This is a genomic window from Pseudomonas sp. NBRC 100443 (genome assembly GCF_030268185.1).
Lineage (GTDB): Bacteria > Pseudomonadota > Gammaproteobacteria > Pseudomonadales > Pseudomonadaceae > Pseudomonas > Pseudomonas citronellolis.
Map to the genome: position 1 here is coordinate 1 of NZ_BSQE01000008.1, position 16,609 is coordinate 16,609.

15 protein-coding genes and 3 pseudogenes are annotated in these 16,609 nt (G+C 62.1%); 3 read left to right on the top strand and 15 right to left on the bottom strand.

Translation table 11 applies throughout. From position 1 onward, the window contains the following. On the bottom strand, positions 1-790 hold a 790-nt coding region (locus QSJ95_RS12240), incomplete at its 3' end, for an acyl-CoA dehydrogenase family protein (RefSeq protein ID WP_285642637.1). Here QSJ95_RS12240 and QSJ95_RS12245 point away from each other — a divergent pair. Continuing rightward, positions 785-1,357: an MFS transporter gene (locus QSJ95_RS12245; protein ID WP_285642639.1), complete on the top strand. Its 573-nt coding sequence runs from the start codon at positions 785-787 to the stop codon at positions 1,355-1,357. The two genes, QSJ95_RS12240 and QSJ95_RS12245, sit on opposite strands and share 6 nt — an antisense overlap. A 1-nt stretch (position 1,358) precedes the next feature. Here the strand turns inward: QSJ95_RS12245 and QSJ95_RS12250 are convergent. From QSJ95_RS12250 to QSJ95_RS12305, 12 genes and pseudogenes are all read right to left on the bottom strand, one after another. After that, a pseudogene (locus QSJ95_RS12250) lies at positions 1,359-2,538 on the bottom strand (Bcr/CflA family multidrug efflux MFS transporter). Positions 2,539-2,764: 226 nt separating this feature from the next. Beyond that, positions 2,765-2,974: pseudogene (locus tag QSJ95_RS12255) on the bottom strand (AraC family ligand binding domain-containing protein); the annotation flags it as partial. 63 nt (positions 2,975-3,037) lie between these two features. Then, a complete protein-coding gene (gene hpaR / locus QSJ95_RS12260) occupies positions 3,038-3,460 on the bottom strand; it encodes a homoprotocatechuate degradation operon regulator HpaR (RefSeq protein ID WP_285642640.1) in 423 nt (140 codons plus the stop codon). A 152-nt stretch (positions 3,461-3,612) separates the two neighbouring features. Continuing rightward, positions 3,613-4,419, bottom strand: a complete 807-nt coding sequence (hpaI, locus tag QSJ95_RS12265) for a 4-hydroxy-2-oxoheptanedioate aldolase (protein ID WP_285642642.1) — start codon at positions 4,417-4,419, stop codon at positions 3,613-3,615. A gap of 71 nt (positions 4,420-4,490) precedes the next feature. Further along, positions 4,491-5,294 (bottom strand): 2-oxo-hept-4-ene-1,7-dioate hydratase, encoded by an 804-nt coding sequence (gene hpaH / locus QSJ95_RS12270; protein ID WP_285642644.1) that lies wholly within the window; start codon positions 5,292-5,294, stop codon positions 4,491-4,493. Positions 5,295-5,301: 7 nt separating this feature from the next. Continuing rightward, positions 5,302-5,712 carry a 5-carboxymethyl-2-hydroxymuconate isomerase gene (locus QSJ95_RS12275; protein ID WP_285642645.1) on the bottom strand — a complete coding sequence of 137 codons (411 nt, stop codon included), beginning with the start codon at positions 5,710-5,712 and terminating at the stop codon, positions 5,302-5,304. Between the two features lie 10 nt (positions 5,713-5,722). Then, the gene (gene hpaD / locus QSJ95_RS12280; RefSeq protein WP_285642647.1) at positions 5,723-6,646 is read right to left on the bottom strand and encodes a 3,4-dihydroxyphenylacetate 2,3-dioxygenase; all 924 of its coding nucleotides are present in this window, start codon (positions 6,644-6,646) and stop codon (positions 5,723-5,725) included. 111 nt (positions 6,647-6,757) lie between these two features. Further along, positions 6,758-8,218 (bottom strand): 5-carboxymethyl-2-hydroxymuconate semialdehyde dehydrogenase, encoded by a 1,461-nt coding sequence (hpaE, locus tag QSJ95_RS12285; RefSeq protein ID WP_285642648.1) that lies wholly within the window; start codon positions 8,216-8,218, stop codon positions 6,758-6,760. A 19-nt stretch (positions 8,219-8,237) separates the two neighbouring features. Further along, on the bottom strand, positions 8,238-9,008 hold the full coding sequence (locus QSJ95_RS12290; RefSeq protein ID WP_285642650.1) for a fumarylacetoacetate hydrolase family protein: 771 nt from the start codon (positions 9,006-9,008) through the stop codon (positions 8,238-8,240). 1 nt (position 9,009) lies between these two features. Next, on the bottom strand, positions 9,010-9,675 hold the full coding sequence (locus tag QSJ95_RS12295) for a fumarylacetoacetate hydrolase family protein (protein ID WP_285642652.1): 666 nt from the start codon (positions 9,673-9,675) through the stop codon (positions 9,010-9,012). Between the two features lie 181 nt (positions 9,676-9,856). Beyond that, complete coding sequence (locus QSJ95_RS12300; RefSeq protein ID WP_285642654.1) at positions 9,857-10,822, bottom strand: PDR/VanB family oxidoreductase; 966 nt, start codon at positions 10,820-10,822, stop codon at positions 9,857-9,859. 77 nt (positions 10,823-10,899) lie between these two features. Further along, entirely contained in the window at positions 10,900-12,147 is a 1,248-nt protein-coding gene (locus tag QSJ95_RS12305; protein ID WP_285642655.1) for a Rieske 2Fe-2S domain-containing protein, read from the bottom strand. A 229-nt stretch (positions 12,148-12,376) separates the two neighbouring features. Here QSJ95_RS12305 and QSJ95_RS12310 point away from each other — a divergent pair, with 229 nt between their 5' ends. Continuing rightward, complete coding sequence (locus QSJ95_RS12310) at positions 12,377-12,952, top strand: MarR family winged helix-turn-helix transcriptional regulator (RefSeq protein WP_285642657.1); 576 nt, start codon at positions 12,377-12,379, stop codon at positions 12,950-12,952. Between the two features lie 761 nt (positions 12,953-13,713). Here QSJ95_RS12310 and QSJ95_RS12315 read toward each other — a convergent pair. Both QSJ95_RS12315 and QSJ95_RS12320 read right to left on the bottom strand, forming a co-directional pair. After that, positions 13,714-15,009, bottom strand: a complete 1,296-nt coding sequence (locus QSJ95_RS12315; RefSeq protein WP_285642658.1) for an oxidoreductase — start codon at positions 15,007-15,009, stop codon at positions 13,714-13,716. Positions 15,010-15,388: 379 nt separating this feature from the next. Continuing rightward, the gene (locus tag QSJ95_RS12320) at positions 15,389-16,006 is read right to left on the bottom strand and encodes a hypothetical protein (RefSeq protein WP_285642660.1); all 618 of its coding nucleotides are present in this window, start codon (positions 16,004-16,006) and stop codon (positions 15,389-15,391) included. An 81-nt stretch (positions 16,007-16,087) separates the two neighbouring features. Between QSJ95_RS12320 and QSJ95_RS12325 the strand changes: the two are divergent. Beyond that, positions 16,088-16,430: pseudogene (locus QSJ95_RS12325) on the top strand (transposase); the annotation flags it as partial. Positions 16,431-16,609 lie beyond the last annotated feature (179 nt).

Here is a 16,609-nt window from a genome sequence, read left to right on the forward strand (position 1 = left end):
ATTCGTGGCGCTCGCCGTGCTCGGCGTGGTCCTGCCAGGTCTTCTCGAGGAAGGCGCGGGCGGCGGCCACCTGGTGGGTGGACTCGGCCAGGCGCATCAGCGCCGGGGTGGCGGTGCCGACGCTGGCACCGGTGTAGGCGCGCACGCGGTTGCGCGTCTTCTCCTTGAAGGCTTCCAGCATGCGCTCGGCGATGCCCAGGCCGATGGAGGCGAAGCCGCTGGCGAAGTACGGGCGGTACGGGGTGTAGAAAATCTTGCTGTAGGGGTACAGGCCGAAGCCGGCGGAGCGGCCTTCCATCATGTCCTTGGCCGCCTGGATGCGGTGGTTGGGCACGAAGGCGTCCTTCACCACCAGGGTCTTGGTGCCGCTGCCCTTCATGCCGGCGGCGTACCAGTCGTCGCGGATCTCGTAGTCGCTGCGCGGCAGCACGGCGAAGCAGTAGACCTGCTCGCCCTCGGCGTTCTGCCGGCGGCAGCCGAGGATGGCCCATTCGGCGTGGTCGCTGCCGCTGCTCCAGCCCATCTCGCCGTTGAACAGGATGCCGCCCTCGACCTCCTGGATGCGCCCGAACGGCGCGATGCTGCTGGCGGTGGCCTCGGGGTTCTCGGCCCAGACCTCGTCCTGCAGTTGCCTGGAGAACATCGCCAGCTGGTGGCTGTGGGTGCACAGCAGGCTGAAGGCCCAGGCGGTGCTGGCGCAGGCGCCGGCCAGGGCGACCACGCAGTCGGCGAACTCGGGCAGGGAGATTTCCATGCCGCCGTAGCACTTGGGCTGGAAGGCGCGGTGCATGCCGATGCCCTTGAGCAGGGCGATGTTCTCGGCGTGCTGCTGGTCAACCTCACCGCCTCCAGCTACGCGGCGCTGCTGCCGGTGTTCGCCCGCGACGTCTTCGCCGGCGATGCGCGCACCCTCGGCTGGCTGTGGGGCGCGGCCGGCTTCGGTTCGCTGCTGTCGAGCCTGTTCCTGGCCCAGCACCAGGACCCGGCGCACTTGCCGCGGATCATCCTGCTCTCCGCCCTGGCCAGCGCCGGCGCGCTGCTGGCGTTCGCCCTCAGCCGCGATCTGCCGCTGTCGCTGGCGGCCATGGCGGTGCTGGGTTTCGGCGTCACGGTGAACAACGTCGGCACCAACATCGTCATCCAGAGCAGCGCGCCGGAAGCGCTGCGCGGCCGCGTGGTATCGATCTACACCGCCACCCGCTTCGGCTTCGACGCCATCGGCGGCCTGCTCGCCGGGCTGCTGGCGGCGCGCTACGGCGGGCCCTGGGCGATGGCCGCGGCCGGCGCCCTGCTGCTGGCCTACTGCGCCTGGCAGGGCCTGCGCCGCACCGCGCGGACGGAGCAACAGCCGGCCTAGCTCAGGCCGCTTCCGCCAAGAGTTGCGGAGCGTGCCGGCGGGCCAGGAGGAAGGCCAGCAGGCAGCCGATGCCGGCGCCGCCGACCACCAGGCACATCGGCCAGGGGCTGCCATCGGAAAGCGCGCCGACCAGCGCGCTGCACGCCGTGCCCAGGGCGAACTGCCCGGTCACCGCCAGCCCGGCGGCGGCCCCGGCCTCGCTCGGGAACAGCGCCAGCAGGCTGGCCACGCAGTTGGCGCCGAGCAGGCCGGTGACGCTGACGTAGAGCAGCACGCCCAGCACCAGCGCCGGCAACCCGCCCCAGCCGGTGAAGCCGCAGACCAGCAGAAACAGCCCCGCCAACGCGGCCACCACGGCGCCGCAGGCGAGCATCCGCTGCGGCCCGAGCCGCCCCACCAGGCGCGCATTGAGGCTGGTGGCCAGGATGATGCCGGCGATGTTCAGGCTGAACAGCCAGGCATAGGCCTGCGGGGGACACGCCGAAATGCTCGATGTAGACGAAGGGCGAGGCGGTGATGAAGGCGAACATGCCGCCGAACGAAAGGCCCATGCACAGCATGTAGCCCAGCGCCCTGGGCTGCAGGAGGATGCGCCCGTAGGCGCGGAACACCTGCGCCACCGACTGCCCGCGGCGTTCCACCGGCAGGCTCTCGGGAATCCGCCACAGCGCCGTGAGCAGGCACAGCGCGGCGAAGGCGAAGAGCACGGCGAACACCGCGCGCCAACCGGCGGCCTGGGCCAGCAGGCTGCCCAGCAGCGGCGCCACCAGGGTCGCGAGCATGGTCACCAGGTGCATCAGCAAAAGCACCCGCGCCAACTGCTGCAGAGGGAACAGGTCGCGCACTATGGCCCGCGCCAGCACCGAGGCCGCCGCCCCGCCGAGGGCCTGGAAGAAACGCCAGGCGATCAGCGCCGAAGCCGTGCCGGCGAACAGGCAGCCGAGGGTGGCCAGCAGATAAAGACAGATGCCGCCCAGCAGCAGGCGCCGACGGCCGAAACGGTCCGACAACGGCCCGTAGAACAGCATGCCCAGGCACAGGCCGGCGAGGAACAGGCTGATGGTCAGTTGCACCTCGCTGGCACCGGCGGACAGGTCGCTGGCGATCAGCGGCAGGCTGGGGAGGGAGGTGTCGATGGACAGGGGCGCGAAGGCGACCAGCGCGGCCAGGGGCAGGATCAGGCGCTGGGGTGGGCTGGCGTGGGCATGGGCGGGTCCGGGTGGGGGCGGAGCACAAAGTTAACCAAAAGACCGGAAGCCGCGGGTTTTCTGTCGGGAAAACAGCGTTGCGCCGGGGTGCTTTTCGTGGAGCGAGTTGCTCGTGAATAGAGTTTCCCGGCAGTTCCGTATTCCCGGTGAGGAAGGCATGGGGGATGGTCGGCGGAGTGAGGAAGAACAGCGGACCCTAGTAACGGTACAACTGCTCGTCTAGGTAGACACGCACCGAGCCGCTCTTCACATAGTGCACCTGGAAGAAGCGGTCGTGGCGGTGCACCGGCATGTTGCGGCTGAAGAAGTCAGCCAGCTTGCCCAGTTCCTCGTAGTGCACCTCGGCCTCGGTGTAGCGCAGGTCGTAGACCTGGCCGATATCGATGTTGGGGATGGGTGCGAGCGCCATAGTCTTTCTTACCGGCAGGAACGGTTATGAACCGCTTCGACCTCATAGGATGGGGGCGCGGAGTCAGGGCTTGATCTTCTTCAGCTCCTCGAGCAATCCCAGCAATTGCTGCAGCTTGTCGTCGCCGCACTGTTCGAGAATACGCCGGTAGTTGTTCTCCATATCGTCGCTCATGGCCACGAAGCACTGCTGGCCCTTCTCGCTCAGGCACACCAGCACGCGGCGCAGGTCATTCTCGGACTTCCAGCGGCGCACCAGGCCGTCGCGCTCCATACGAGCCAGCACACCAGTCATGCTCGGCTTGAGGATGCAGGCCTGCCGCGCCAGTTGGTAGGTCTCCATCTCACCCTGCTGGCGGAGGATGCGCACGATGCGCCACTGCTGCTCGGTCAGGTCGTGCTGGTTGAGCGAGGGGCGGAAGAAGGCCATGGCAGCCTCGCGGGCCTGCAGCAGAATGAGGGTCAGGGACGGGGGCGGAGTGGACATGTAGATGGGCTACTCGACTGAAAATAAGACAGTTTTTAACCAGCACAGCCCCTACCATAGGCAAACCGTGCGACGTCCCACAAAGCGCCCTGGCAGCGCCGGTAAAGACCATCGCAACGCTAGGCAAGCCCCCTATTTCGGGACACTTTTTATTAATACACCGAACTGCCTACCGGAACCGTGGGTCCCGATTGACTCTTGTAGCGTGTCACCAGGGCTCGCAAGGAGCGCATCAACAAGCTAGTGTCGACGCCCACGGCGACGAACTTCGCGCCCAGCTCCAGGTAGCGCCGCGCCAGCTTCTCGTCGGCGCTGAGGATGCCGGCGGCCTTGCCGGCGCGCTGGATGCGGGCGATGGCGTCCTCGATGGCGGCCTGCACCTCCGGGTGCCCGGGGTTGCCGCGCTGGCCCATGGCCGCGCTGAGGTCGGCCGGGCCGATGAACACGCCGTCGACGCCGTCCACCGCGGCGATGGCGTCGAGGTTGGCCAGGCCTTCGAGGTTCTCCACCTGCACCAGCAGGCACATCTGCGCGTCGGCCTCGTCGAGGTAGCCGGGGATGCTGTTCCAGCGCGAGGCGCGGGCCAGGGCGCTGCCCACACCGCGCACGCCGAACGGCGGGTAGCGCATGGCGCGGACCAGCTCACGGGCCTGCTCGGCGGAATCCACCATGGGCACCAGCAGTGTCTGCGCGCCTATGTCGAGCAGTTGCTTGATCAGCGCCGTGTCGCCGAGCACCGGGCGGATGATCGGCTGCGCCGGGTAGGGCGCCATCGCCTGCAGCTGGCCGAGCAGGCTGCGCAGGTCGTTGGGCGCGTGCTCGCCGTCGATCAGCAGCCAGTCGAAGCCGGCGTTGGCCGCCAGCTCGGCGCAGTAGGGATCGGCCAGGCCGAGCCAGAGGCCGATCTGGGCTTCGCCGGATTGCAGGCGTTGTTTGAACGTATTGAGGGGGATGTGCATGGAAGACTCCTCAGGAGTTGCTGCAAGCTCCAAGCCGTAAGCAAAGCTCTTTGCAGACTTACAGCAGGTCGTCAGACGAAGCGGCAGGAAATGCTGCCGAGCTGGTCGTAGTCGACGTGGAAGGTATCGCCGGGCGCTGCCGCCACCGGACGAGTGAAGGAGCCGCCGAGGATCACCTGGCCGGGTTCGAGGGTGACGTCGTAGGGCGCCAGCTTGTTGGCCAGCCAGGCCACGCCCTTGGCCGGGTGGTTGAGCACCGCGGCGGAGACCCCGGATTCCTCGATCACGCCGTTGCGGTAGAGGATCGCCGGCACGCGGCGCAGGTCGATCTCGGTCGGGCGCACGGCGCGGCCGCCCATGACCACGCCGGCGTTGGCGGCATTGTCGGAGATGGTGTCGAAGACCTTGCGCGTGACTTTCGTTTCCGGGTCCACCTGCTGGATGCGTGCGTCGATGATCTCCAGCGCCGGGATCACCCATTCGGTGGCCTCCAGCACGTCGAACAGGGTGACGTTCGGCCCGCGCAACGGCTTGCCGAGGATGAACGCCAGCTCCACCTCCACGCGCGGGACGATGAAGCGCTCGAAGGGGATGTCGCTGCCTTCGTCGAAGAACATGTCGTCCAGCAGGGCGCCGTAGTCCGGCTCGGTGATGTTCGACGAGACCTGCATGGCGCGCGAGGTCAGGCCGATCTTGTGGCCCTTGAGCACGCGACCGTCGGCGATCTTTTTCTGCACCCAGGTGCGCTGGATGGCGTAAGCGTCCTCAATGGCGATGTCCGGGTAGTCGAGGGAGAACTGCCGCACCTGCTGGCGCGAACGCTCGGCGGCGTCGAGGCGGGCGGCGGCTTGCTGGATCAGTTGCGGGTCGAGCATGGGAACCTCAGGAAGTCTTCGCGAACAGGGGATGCAGGCTGCTGTGCTTGGCGTCGTAGACCTGCCCGGGGCTTTCGTCGATCTGCAGGGTGACGCCGATCGGGCGGCGTTCCAGCAGGGCGTCGAGCTGGCCGCGCAGCACCGCCAGCAGGCTGTCGCCGACTAGCTTGTGCACCGCCGCGCTGCGCCCGGCGCCCATGCGCAGGTTGGCGTAGAGGAAGCCGTAGTCGCCCTGGCCGTCGGCTATCGCGGCGTGCGCAGCGGGGTAGGCCAGCACGCGGGTGCCGCCCTTGGGGAACACCGCCTTGCCGGCTTCGTCGCGCTGTTCGAGCATGCAGTCGGCCAGTGCGCGGCAGAGGCCGCGCATGTCGGTTTCCGCTTCCAGGTCGAGGCTGTAGAGCAGGACCAGATGGGGCATGGCGAGGCTCCTACAGACGGCTGGCGAGGCTGCGGTTGGCCGGGTCGGAGGCTTGCACGGCGGGAATCGCCGAACCGTCCTGCGGGGTGACCGGGAACACCGCGTTGATCTGCCCGGTGCCGGAGGAGCCGAAGTAGGGCGTGACCACTTCCGCCTGGCCGTCGTAGGCCGACCAGCCGAGCGCGCCGAGGAGCATCGCGGTGTCGTGCATGAAGCCCTCGCCGTGGCCCTTGGCGGCGTATTCCGGGAGCATGCCGCAGAAGGTCCGCCAGTCGCCGCGCTGCCACATCCGCACCACTTCGTGGTCGAGGGTCTCGAGGAACGGGCTCCAGACCTTGTCGGCGAAGTCCGGGGCCTGGCCGTTCTGGGCGAAGCGGTGGGTCAGCGAGCCGCTGGCGAGGAAGGCCACGGTGCCGTCGTAGTGTTCTTCCACCGCCTTGCGCATGGCCCAGCCCAGGCGCGCGCTGTCGTTGAGGTAGTGCACGGTGCACAGCGCCGAGACCGAGATCACCTTGAAGTGGCGGTCCTGGTTCATGTAGCGCATCGGCACCAGGGTGCCGTATTCCGGGCCGAGGGTGGTGGCGTCGTGGGCCAGCACTTCCACGCCCAGGTCGTTGCAGCCCTTGGCGAGGATGCGGCCGAGCTCGGGGTTGCCGGGGAACTCGTACTCCATGTTGGCGATGAAGTGCGGCAGCTCGTTGCTGGTGTACAGGCCCTGGAAGTGTGGTGCGCAGTTGATGTGGTAGCCGGCGTTGACCAGCCAGTGGGTGTCGAACACCACTATGGTGTCCACCCCCAGTTCGCGGCAGCGGCGGCCGATCTCCTCGTGGCCGTCGATGGCGGCCTGGCGGCAGCCGTGGCGCGGGCCGGGCAGTTCGGAGAGGTACAGCGAGGGAACGTGGGTGATCTTGGCAGCCAGAGCGAGTTTGCCCATGGTGGTTCTCCTGGTGCGGGGCGCCTGCGCTGGGGCGCCCGGATTCTTGTGATTGTGGCTGCACGCCGGCGATGCAGGCGGCCTCGCGGGCCGCTCTCATCGGGCCGCGCCTCACACCCCCCAGCGGGGAATGTGGTGGCTGCCCATGGAAATGCACACGTTCTTGATCTCGGCGAACACCTCGAAGCTGTACTCGCCGCCCTCGCGGCCGGTGCCCGAGCCCTTCACCCCGCCGAACGGCTGGCGCAGGTCGCGCACGTTCTGGCTGTTGATGAATACCATGCCGGCCTCGATGCCGCGCGCCAGGCGGTGGGCCTTGCCGATGTCCTGGGTCCAGATGTAGGAGGCCAGGCCGTATTCGGTGTCGTTGGCGAGCTTGAGGGCTTCGGCCTCGTCCTTGAACTTCAGCAGGCAGACCACCGGGCCGAAGATTTCCTCCTGGGCGATGCGCATGCGGTTGTCCACGTCGGCGAACACCGTGGGCTGGATGAACTGCCCGCGGCTCAGGTGCGCCGGCAGGTTGGCCGGGCGCTCCAGGCCGCCGGCGAGCAGCCGCGCGCCTTCCTCGATGCCGATGCGGATGTAGCCTGTGACCTTGTCGTAGTGGGCCTGGGTGATCATCGAGCCAACCTGGGTCTTCGGGTCCTGCGGGTCGCCGACGATCAGGCGCTTGGCGCGGGCGGCGAATTCCTCGACGAAGCGCTCGTACACGCTTTCCTGGATGAAGATGCGGCTGCCGGCGGTGCAGCGCTCGCCGTTCAGCGAGAAGATGGTGAACAGCGCGGCGTCCAGGGCGCGGTCGAGGTCGGCGTCGTCGAAGATCAGCACCGGCGACTTGCCGCCCAGCTCCATGGAGTACTTCTTCAGCCCGGCGGTCTGCATGATCTTCCTGCCGGTGGCGGTGCCGCCGGTGAAGGAGATGGCGCGCACGTCCGGGTGGCGCACCAGGGCGTCGCCGGCGGTGGCGCCGTAGCCCTGCACCACGTTGAGCACGCCCGGCGGGATGCCGGCTTCCAGGGCCAGGCGGCCCAGTTCGTTGGCGGTCAGCGGCGACAGTTCGCTCATCTTCAGCACCGCGGTGTTGCCCAGCGCCAGGCAGGGCGCGGTCTTCCAGGTGGCGGTCATGAACGGCACGTTCCACGGCGAGACCAGGCCGCACACCCCCACCGGCTGGTACAGGGTGTAGTTGAGCATCTGGTCGTCCACCGGGTAGCTGTGGCCGTCCATGCGCGTGCAGACCTCGGCGAAGAACTCGAAGTTGTGCGAGGCGCGCGGGATCAGCACGTTGCGCGTCTGGTGGATCGGCAGGCCGGTGTCGAGGGTTTCCAGCTCGGCGAGGTTGGGCACGTTCGCATCGATCAGCTCGCCCAGCTTGCGCATCAGCTTCGCGCGTTCCTTGGCCGGGGTGTTGGCCCATTTCGGGAAGGCTTCCTTGGCCGCGGCCACGGCCATGGCGATTTCCTCGGCGCCGCCGCTGGCGACCTCGGCGATCACTTCGGTGGTGGCCGGGTTGATGGTCTGGAAGACTTCTTTGCTCTCGACCTCGCGGCCGTTGATCCAGTGCTTGATCATGCTTGTATCTCTATCTCGATTAGGGACGGGCGCGGTTCGCGAAGAACTCGGCCTCGCTGACGATGCGGTTGACCAGGCGGCCGACGCCTTCCACTTCCACCACCACTTCATCGCCCGGCACCACGTCGGCCAGGCCTTCCGGCGTGCCGGTGGCGATCATGTCGCCCGGCTGCAGGGTCATGAAGCTGGAGAAGTATTCGATCAGGTAGGGGATGTCGAAGATCATGTCGGAGGTCGAGCCTTCCTGCTTCAGCTCGCCGTTGACCCAGGTGCGCAGCTTCAGCTTCGACGGATCGGCCACGTCGGCGGCGTCGACGATCCAGGGGCCGACCGGGGTGGTGGCGTCGCGGTTCTTCACCCGCAGGTTGGGGCGGTAGTAGTTTTCCAGGTAGTCGCGGATGGCGTAGTCGTTGCACACGGTGTAGCCGGCCAGGTAGGCGAGGGCGTCCTCGCGCCTGACGTTGCGCGCCGGCTTGCCGATCACCGCCACCAGCTCGCACTCGTAGTGCATGTAGGCGACGTTGTCCGGGCGCCAGGTGACCTGGTTGTGGCCGGTGTAGGTGCCCCTGGACTTGATGAACGCCAGTGGCTCGGTGGGCGCCTTGAAGGCCAGTTCGGCGGCGTGGTCGGCGTAGTTCAGGCCGAGGGCGAACATGCTCCCTTCGGCCGGCGGCAGCCACTGCACCTCGTGCTCGCCGAGCAGGCGGCCATCGGCCAGGCGCACGGCGTTGTCGGCTTCCACGGTCACTGCGTGGACTTCGCCCTGGTAGCGGATGCGTGCGTGTTTCATCTCAGGCTTCCTCCGCCACGACGTGATTGACCAGGCGGCCGAGACCTTCGATCTCCACCACCACCTCGTCGCCCGGCTGCACGTCGACGCGGCCTTCGGGGGTGCCGGTGATGAGCACGTCGCCGGCGTGCAGGGTCATGAACTCGCTGATCTCGGCGATCAGCCTGGGAATGCTGCGCACCAGGTTGGCGGTGCTGTTCTGCTGGCGCACTTCGCCGTTGACCAGCAGGCGCAGCAGCAGGGCGTGCGGGTCGGCGATCTCGTCGCGGCCGACCACTTCGCTGCCCAGCGGGCAGAAGCCGTCGCGGCACTTGGCCTTGACCGCCGGGCGGTAGTAGCTGTCTTCCGGCAGGCTGAATTCGTTGACGATGACGTAGCCGGCCACGTAGTCCATGGCCTCGTCCTCGCTGACGCGGCTGGCGTCGCGGCCGAGCACCACGCCCAGGGCCGGGCCCGGCTGCAGGCGCTCGACGCCAGCGGGGAACACCACTGCCTGGCCGTCGCCGTTGCGGGTGTTCGGCGTCTTGATGAACAGCACCGGCTTGACCGGCGGCTTCTGGTAGGGCGGCTGCTGGAATTCCTCCAGCCGGCTGTGCAACAGGCCCTGGTAGTTCAGCGCGACGCCGAACAGGGTGCCCGTTGCGGCTTCGCTGATAGCGCGACGCATGGCTTCGTTCTCCTGCTTCACCCGGGCCTGTGGAGCCCCGAGAATCGTTAATGTGTTTGCGCCATAGTAAATATGTTAACCATTACCAGGCCTCGCCCATCGAGGCCTGGTTTAGCTGCAGGTATTGGAGCAGACGGGGGCCAGGGTTTTCTCAACAACACCAAGGACTACTGCATGAGACTCAAAGATCCAGAACTAGCCGTGGGGACTTACTACCGGAGCAACAGACAAACATTGTCTTGTTGCTCAAGCGCTCAGACTCACTGAGAATCGAGTCGCGATGATCTGGCGTACCCTCAAGCACCTGGACCTCACATGCACCACAGATCCCTTCGCGGCAAGAGTTCATCACTTCCACGCCAGCCTGATCCAGAGCATCCAAAACAGTCTGTCCTTCGACAACGCTGATGGTCTTGCCGGAACGAGCGAGATGGACTTCGAAGCCGCCTCCGGTGCTTGCGTCCTGTAGTGGGACGAAGCTCTCGTAATGGACTCGCTCCGAAGGAACTGCCTTCGATGCCTCAAGATACGAGTTCAACATCCCGGAAGGACCACAGCAGTAGAAATGGGTCCCGCCGTCACCAGCGACCAGAAGGGTCATGATCGTACTGACAGTCTCGTCCACGGATTTAGCGAAATGTATGTGTACCTCGCCATACTTGAACGAACCCTCGAGATGATCGAGGAGAGCGGCGCTTTCACGTCCTCGTGCGAAGTAATGAAGCTCCCAATTGATAGCCAGATCTTCCAGCCGCTGAGCCATCGACCAGATAGGGGTGATACCGATCCCGCCTGCTAGCAGAATCGCCTTGCCACCACCTTCATAGAGCTCGAAACAATTCTTGGGTGCACTGACTTTAATCCGATCACCGCAGTGCAGCTTCTCGTGAATCAGCCTGGATCCACCTCGACTATTGGGATCCTTGGCGACGGCGATCACGTAGCGGTTCTTGTCGCTTTGCGAGTTCAGAAGCGAATAGCTTCTGAGAGGTACGCCTTCAATGATCAGGTCGATATGCGCGCCCGCAGAGAATGGCGGCAGTTCGATCCTACCATCAGGCACAGGCAGAAACTCATAGGACAATATGTCGTGAGCTTCGTGGACGACAGACTTAACGTAAACAGAGAAGGAATTCTGGGAACTCATGACAGCAATCACCACGCTGCTGGATCTGACAAAGCATGGCGCCAGAAATCCCTAGCGCCCGCTCGTATGGGTAAGCTTTATTCGAAGCTCTCACTGCGCTCCCGCTGCTTCTGATTCGTGAAGTCCTGAATGTTCGCACCAACGGGAATCATCTCTGCGAGTGCGCGCAGAGCACGGTAATCACTGAGCTCAGCCTGTACGCAATCTTCTCCGGCGTCAGACTGACGAATTCGCTCCATCAGCTCGCGGCGCAGTCGAACAATCGCTAGGTCGCCGCTGCCCAGAAACTCGCGCGTACGATCAACAATCGGGATGCTCTCTGCCACTGCATAGTCTTCGAAAATCACGCCAGGGATCCCAGTCCAGGTTTTCCCGGCACGCATGGCTTCACGGTCCTGCCCGTAATTCGGCAGCCCCTGACGCGAAGCAGCGAAGTTGTCATCCGACTCGTCGGTACCGAGCAAAGCGAAGTCAGGCAGGTTGCTATCAATGTCCTGGCGCGCATCCCAATAGATGTACCACTGAAGGCTACGAGTGTTGTTCACAGGAACCACGATGATGAGGAAACCTGCTTCGGCATCGGTCGTACCGATGAAGGCCGAACCAGGGGCCACATACTCAGTAACTCGCAGGTAATCCTTCCCACCACCAGTAGTTCGCAGCGAATAGGAACGAAGTCCATAGGGACGTTGCTCGAGCGTGTATTTGGGGGTGTCGTTCCCGGTGACGAGTTGCAGCCCCGCCTGCGGCAGACTCGCATCGGCAGTCGTATCATGGTGCAGAAGGCCGATGTGTGCCGAGTCCATCAGCGTCTCTAGATTCTGCAGCCAATTGGCCTCGTTGTAAGAAGCACGCGGACGGGCATGCTTACGAGTCAGATAGGTGAACGCGAAGTCAGAGAATTTCGGCGGTTCCCCTTCCCCCAAATAAACCCAAACGATCCCTCCCCCCTCACGAACCGGGAACCCCTGCCCCTTCACCTTCTGGCAGAAGCTTTGGTCCTTCTCGGTAGGCATACGGGTGCAACTACCCTCTGCGTCAAAACTCCAGCCGTGGAAAATGCAGGTCAAACGGTTGTTTTCGTTCCGACCAAGCGCGAGAGACACGCCACGGTGTGGACAAGCCTCGTAGAGAAAACCCACCTTCCCATCGTGGCCACGGAATGCGACGTACTTTTCGCCAAGCAACTCAACGCGCTGCGGATCGCCTCCAGCAGCCAGAGCCTCGCTGCGCAGCGCTGGAATCCAATGGCGCTTCCAGTACCGGTTAAGCGACGTTCCCGGGCTGACGTCAGTCAGGAGGCGGTTCTGTTCTGCGGTAAGCATAGGATTTTTCCTTGTTTTTGTAGGCAGCAAATGACTGGTCAGGCTTATTTTAACTTAACAGCTAAAATTCTTAGCTTTTAAGATAAACTCAAGCTAACCAGCAAGCAACAAGCTGTCAAGGAGTTTTGTTAACATGCAAACCATAAATGATAGAACCAATTTGCCTTAGCAGGGCTCGTATCGGACTGCCTTAAGGTATGATCGAGCGATCCAAATCCTGGGATTGACCATGAACGAGCTGTTCTCCCCTACAGCAAGCCCCGAAGCCATCGCTCAAGCATGGATGAGGGAGCGACCGGACCTGGACCACACCGGCCTCTCGGTCGCTTTGCGTATCAGGAGCCTGGCAATGCTCATCGATCAGAGCCTCACCGAGATTGCTTCGGGTCTGGGGCTCGATCACAAAGAGCTGATTTTGCTCTTCGCCCTCAGGCGCAGTGGCAAGCCTTACTGCATGAGGCCCACTGACGTATTTAGACTGCTTAAGGTGACTTCAGGCGCCGCAACCTATCGCGTCGACAAGATGGTTGAGAAAGGAGTTGTTGATCGAGTAGCCGATCATCTCGATCGTCGGAGTCAACTGATTCGGCTCACGAAGAAGGGGAAAACAGCGATCGACACTGCAGCATCTCAACTGGCGACCACCAGCGCCGCAGGTCTCGGTGAGCTATTGGGTGATGCTGCGCATCTTGAACAACTAAACGAGCTGCTTCGATCCTTGGAAGACGGCTGGCTCAAGCTGACTCCGCCGGAGCAGAACCCATTGGTGCATCAGAAAGTTTCGGCTGATAACTCCGAGGATTGAGAGCTTGTTTATCGTCAATACAAGCCACATACGCTAATCGTTGTTAGCCCATGTATGAATGAAAACCAGCCTCATTAATGCGCGGAACCAAAGAGCCCCCGTAGTGGTACAGTGGACCCTCTTATGCCTCCGATCGGCTCGCCTCAAACAACCAGGCAATGATTTTGGATTTAATCAATGGCTGGACCTAATCTAGCAAGGAGTCAGCGCCGAGAGATTCAAGACAAACCCTACCCCGCTAGTACGGACACTTTCGAGTAAGCTCACGCCGAGCTGAAGGAGTGTTCATGTCCAAACGCAAGAGATACAGCCCCGAGTCCACACGGGAAGCCATCGAGCTAGTTCGTCACTCAGGGGCGAACTGCCGACAGGTGGCCTTGGAGATTGGTGTTGACCAGAAAATACAATTCACACTAACTCCATCTGCAATTATCTTTGTATTTTTTTAACTTTCTCGCAAGGACCCGTAGCAAACTTGAAAGAAACTGTACGGACCTGAACAGCTAACCATCTTATTTTCCCTAAAAATACAAAACACCCGACGCAATGCATCAGGCGCTTTGTAAGGGTACTTAGCTCTGAGAAAGACGTAAAGCCACTTTATAACTAGAGACACTGAAAAGTCCTAGCGTACAAATAACGATATCCCTGAGCACAACTATTATGCCAACCACATTCCCTATCAGGCATAGGCGACAGTGGACTGGACACTCACCGTATACTTCTAGTGAACTTTTCACTTCAGTATCGTGGTGCGCGGCTCAGTTTGCAGCGTTCTTTTTCATGAGTCTAGCAACCTTATCGGCCGCCCCCATTATCACTTTGTTTCCCATCGCCCAAACCGCCAGATTCTGGGCTGCATTTGAACGCAGTGCGTTTGGATCTTCGCGCCCCATCTCGGGATTCTTGTGACAGGCAACAGGAACGTTGAGGACCAATCTACGCAGGCAGGAATTGCTATGGTCACACCATACTATCTCAGCATCTCTCCCCTCAATGACCTTCACCGCGTAATCCGGGTCAGCCAGCATTTGCCGTGCTAACATGCTGGCATCGGCATGACCGGCTGCGATGGCTTCCGCTGCCTGAATCGGATTGGGCGTACTCGAAAAGAATAACCGCACCTCACTGCCGAGTGCCTTCCGAAAAATCTGCGGTTCGCCGTGACTGAGCATATTTCCGGAAGTGCGGGGCGCGTTATCACGCATCGACTCATAGTTACCATCGCACAACGAAACAAAGTCGAGACCGGCCTTCGCGATATGTGCGGCCACCTCCGAAAAGCCTTCCGGTCCTTGGCCGCCTGGCATATGGTCATTGACACTCATGCGGATACCCACGGGATATTCAGCCCCCACCACTGCACGCACCGCAGCAACTAGATCGCGCAGTATACGAGCTCGGTTTTCAGCTGGGCCGCCGTATTCATCTGTCCGTCGATTCGCTAAAGGCGAGAGGAACGAGGAATAGAAATAGCACATGTGCGCTCCGATCTCGACACCATCAAAACCTGCTCTTTTGGCGCGAAGTGCCGCAGCCACAACGCTAGCCTGCAATTCCTGGATTTCTTCAGCTGTAGCTTCATTAGGTATCGGCGTAACAAAACCACCAGGAATATAGAAATAATCAGGTAAACCGCCAGAACCAACACTCACGGGCTTCGGACTAGCTGCCGAAATCGTATTACCATTACGAGGCACCCCCATACGACCAAAACTCGGAAAGAGCTGGGCAAAAACTGACGCACCTTGCTCGTGCACTGCTTCAGTAAGCCGCTTCAAATCCTCAACAAACTCCTCCTTGTCGAAGCGAAGAACTGGGACGAAGGGCGACTCGTTCCAAGCGCGCTCACTGCAAACAGATCCACCGACGATGACCAAACCCACTCCACCCTGAGCTCTGCGCTTCAAAAACGCGATACTCTGGTCACTAGGGCGCCCGTCATCTTTTGGCCTTAAAACAGCCATAGGCCCAAGGATTATACGGTTCTTGATCTCTAGTCCATTGATTCGGAGCGGGCTTGCCAACACTGCAGCGGCACTGCTTAGGTTCGACATTTTCGTGGCTACTCTCTCGGAAAAGGAATGATGCCGATTCGGCTCTTAAAGGCCGAGCCTTGTTGTGGGAAGCCGTAAGAAGAAAACCCGTGCCAGACGAGCTCAATTCGAATACAGATACTTAGGAAGAGCTCTCTAGAGCGCCTCGACTAGCTCCCGTTCTCCCCCAGGCGTCCTCGCCTGCGTCTAGGTAAGGAAAGGTCAATTGTCGGGAGGAATTATTTAAATATACGATACGTATCGTTTTGTCAAATATTAGGCTCAGATCTATATGAGGCCGCCAATATGGGGAGTCTCAGGGATGCGACCTCCTGCTATCGCGCATGCCGATTCTGTGCGGAGAAAATGAGAGCACTACGCCGAGTCAGCCGAGATTCACCTACCCGCTTAAATCGCGACTGACCAACTCGGCTACGCCATGAAGGTTATTAGGTCGGATCGCAGCAATCGCCGACTGGCCAGCCAACGTTTTGCGTGGTAGCAATAACATCCGATAAAGCCGCCACAAATCGACATCCCTTACATGCTGCAACACGGTACGCACCAACTCCTGCGTAAGCGGGTCGAGCTGCCAGTCGGGAATCCGCTGCCCGCGGTTGCCCATACTTAGGGTCAGCAGCTTGCCGGCCTTGATCTCGCGGTTGATCTGGTCGCGTGACTTGCCGGCCAGTTTGGCGAATTGAACGACCGGCAGGCTGCTGGGAGCTTCGTAGATTTCGAGCATTGCCAGCCGTTCGCGCTGGAAGTCCGAAACCGCTATCTCCACCGGCGTCACTGGAGCTGGACTCTCCGGCACTGGCGACAGGCGTTTGGGCAGCACAGCCGCCACCGACGACACCAGAACCGGAGAGTTGACAGGCTCCATCGAATGCCCAGTTGCTTCGGTGCCCTCGTCCATTACCGGCATGCCATCGATACGAATAATTAGGTGTGCATTCGCAGCGACTACCTTGCCCTGCTCCAACAGGTCGAGCCGATCAGCCCAGTCCTGCATCATCTTGCGCCGGGGCTCTACGTATTGGGCATGGTTGTAGTAGCACTCACCTTGTTGGGAAAGGCACCGGGGTAGTCGGCTAGCCTCGAGCTGGATGCTTACTGGAGCTCTGCCTGTCCGAGCTGCTCAATACGCAGCAACTGCCACCACCGGCAATTACCGCCGACTCAAGCGCTGGAAGCACGAAACAATCCTGGAGGCCATGCAGCAACGGCTGGATCGCCAACCGGAGATGATGAGTGTGCGTCGACAGACCGTGGAGCACTCGTTTGGCACGCTCAAACATTGGATGGGCGCGACGCACTTCCTGACCAAAACGCTGCCCCGAGTCAGCACGGAAATGAGCCTGCATGTGCTGGCCTACAACCTAAAGCGGCTGATGAGCATCTTCGGCGTCAGCGGTGCAATGGGGGCATTGCGTGCCTGAAACCGGTCATTTTCCAGCGCCTGTCCAGCACCAACTGCCGTAGATCGCTCCAGAAGGCTCTGGCAGCGGTTAACAGCCTGTGATTGATACGTCGCGCGCACCTTCGGGGCTCAATTCCAAATGCGGTTCTGATGTAAACCCTTCGCTGTTTTCACACAGCCTGGGCTCGAAGAGGACAC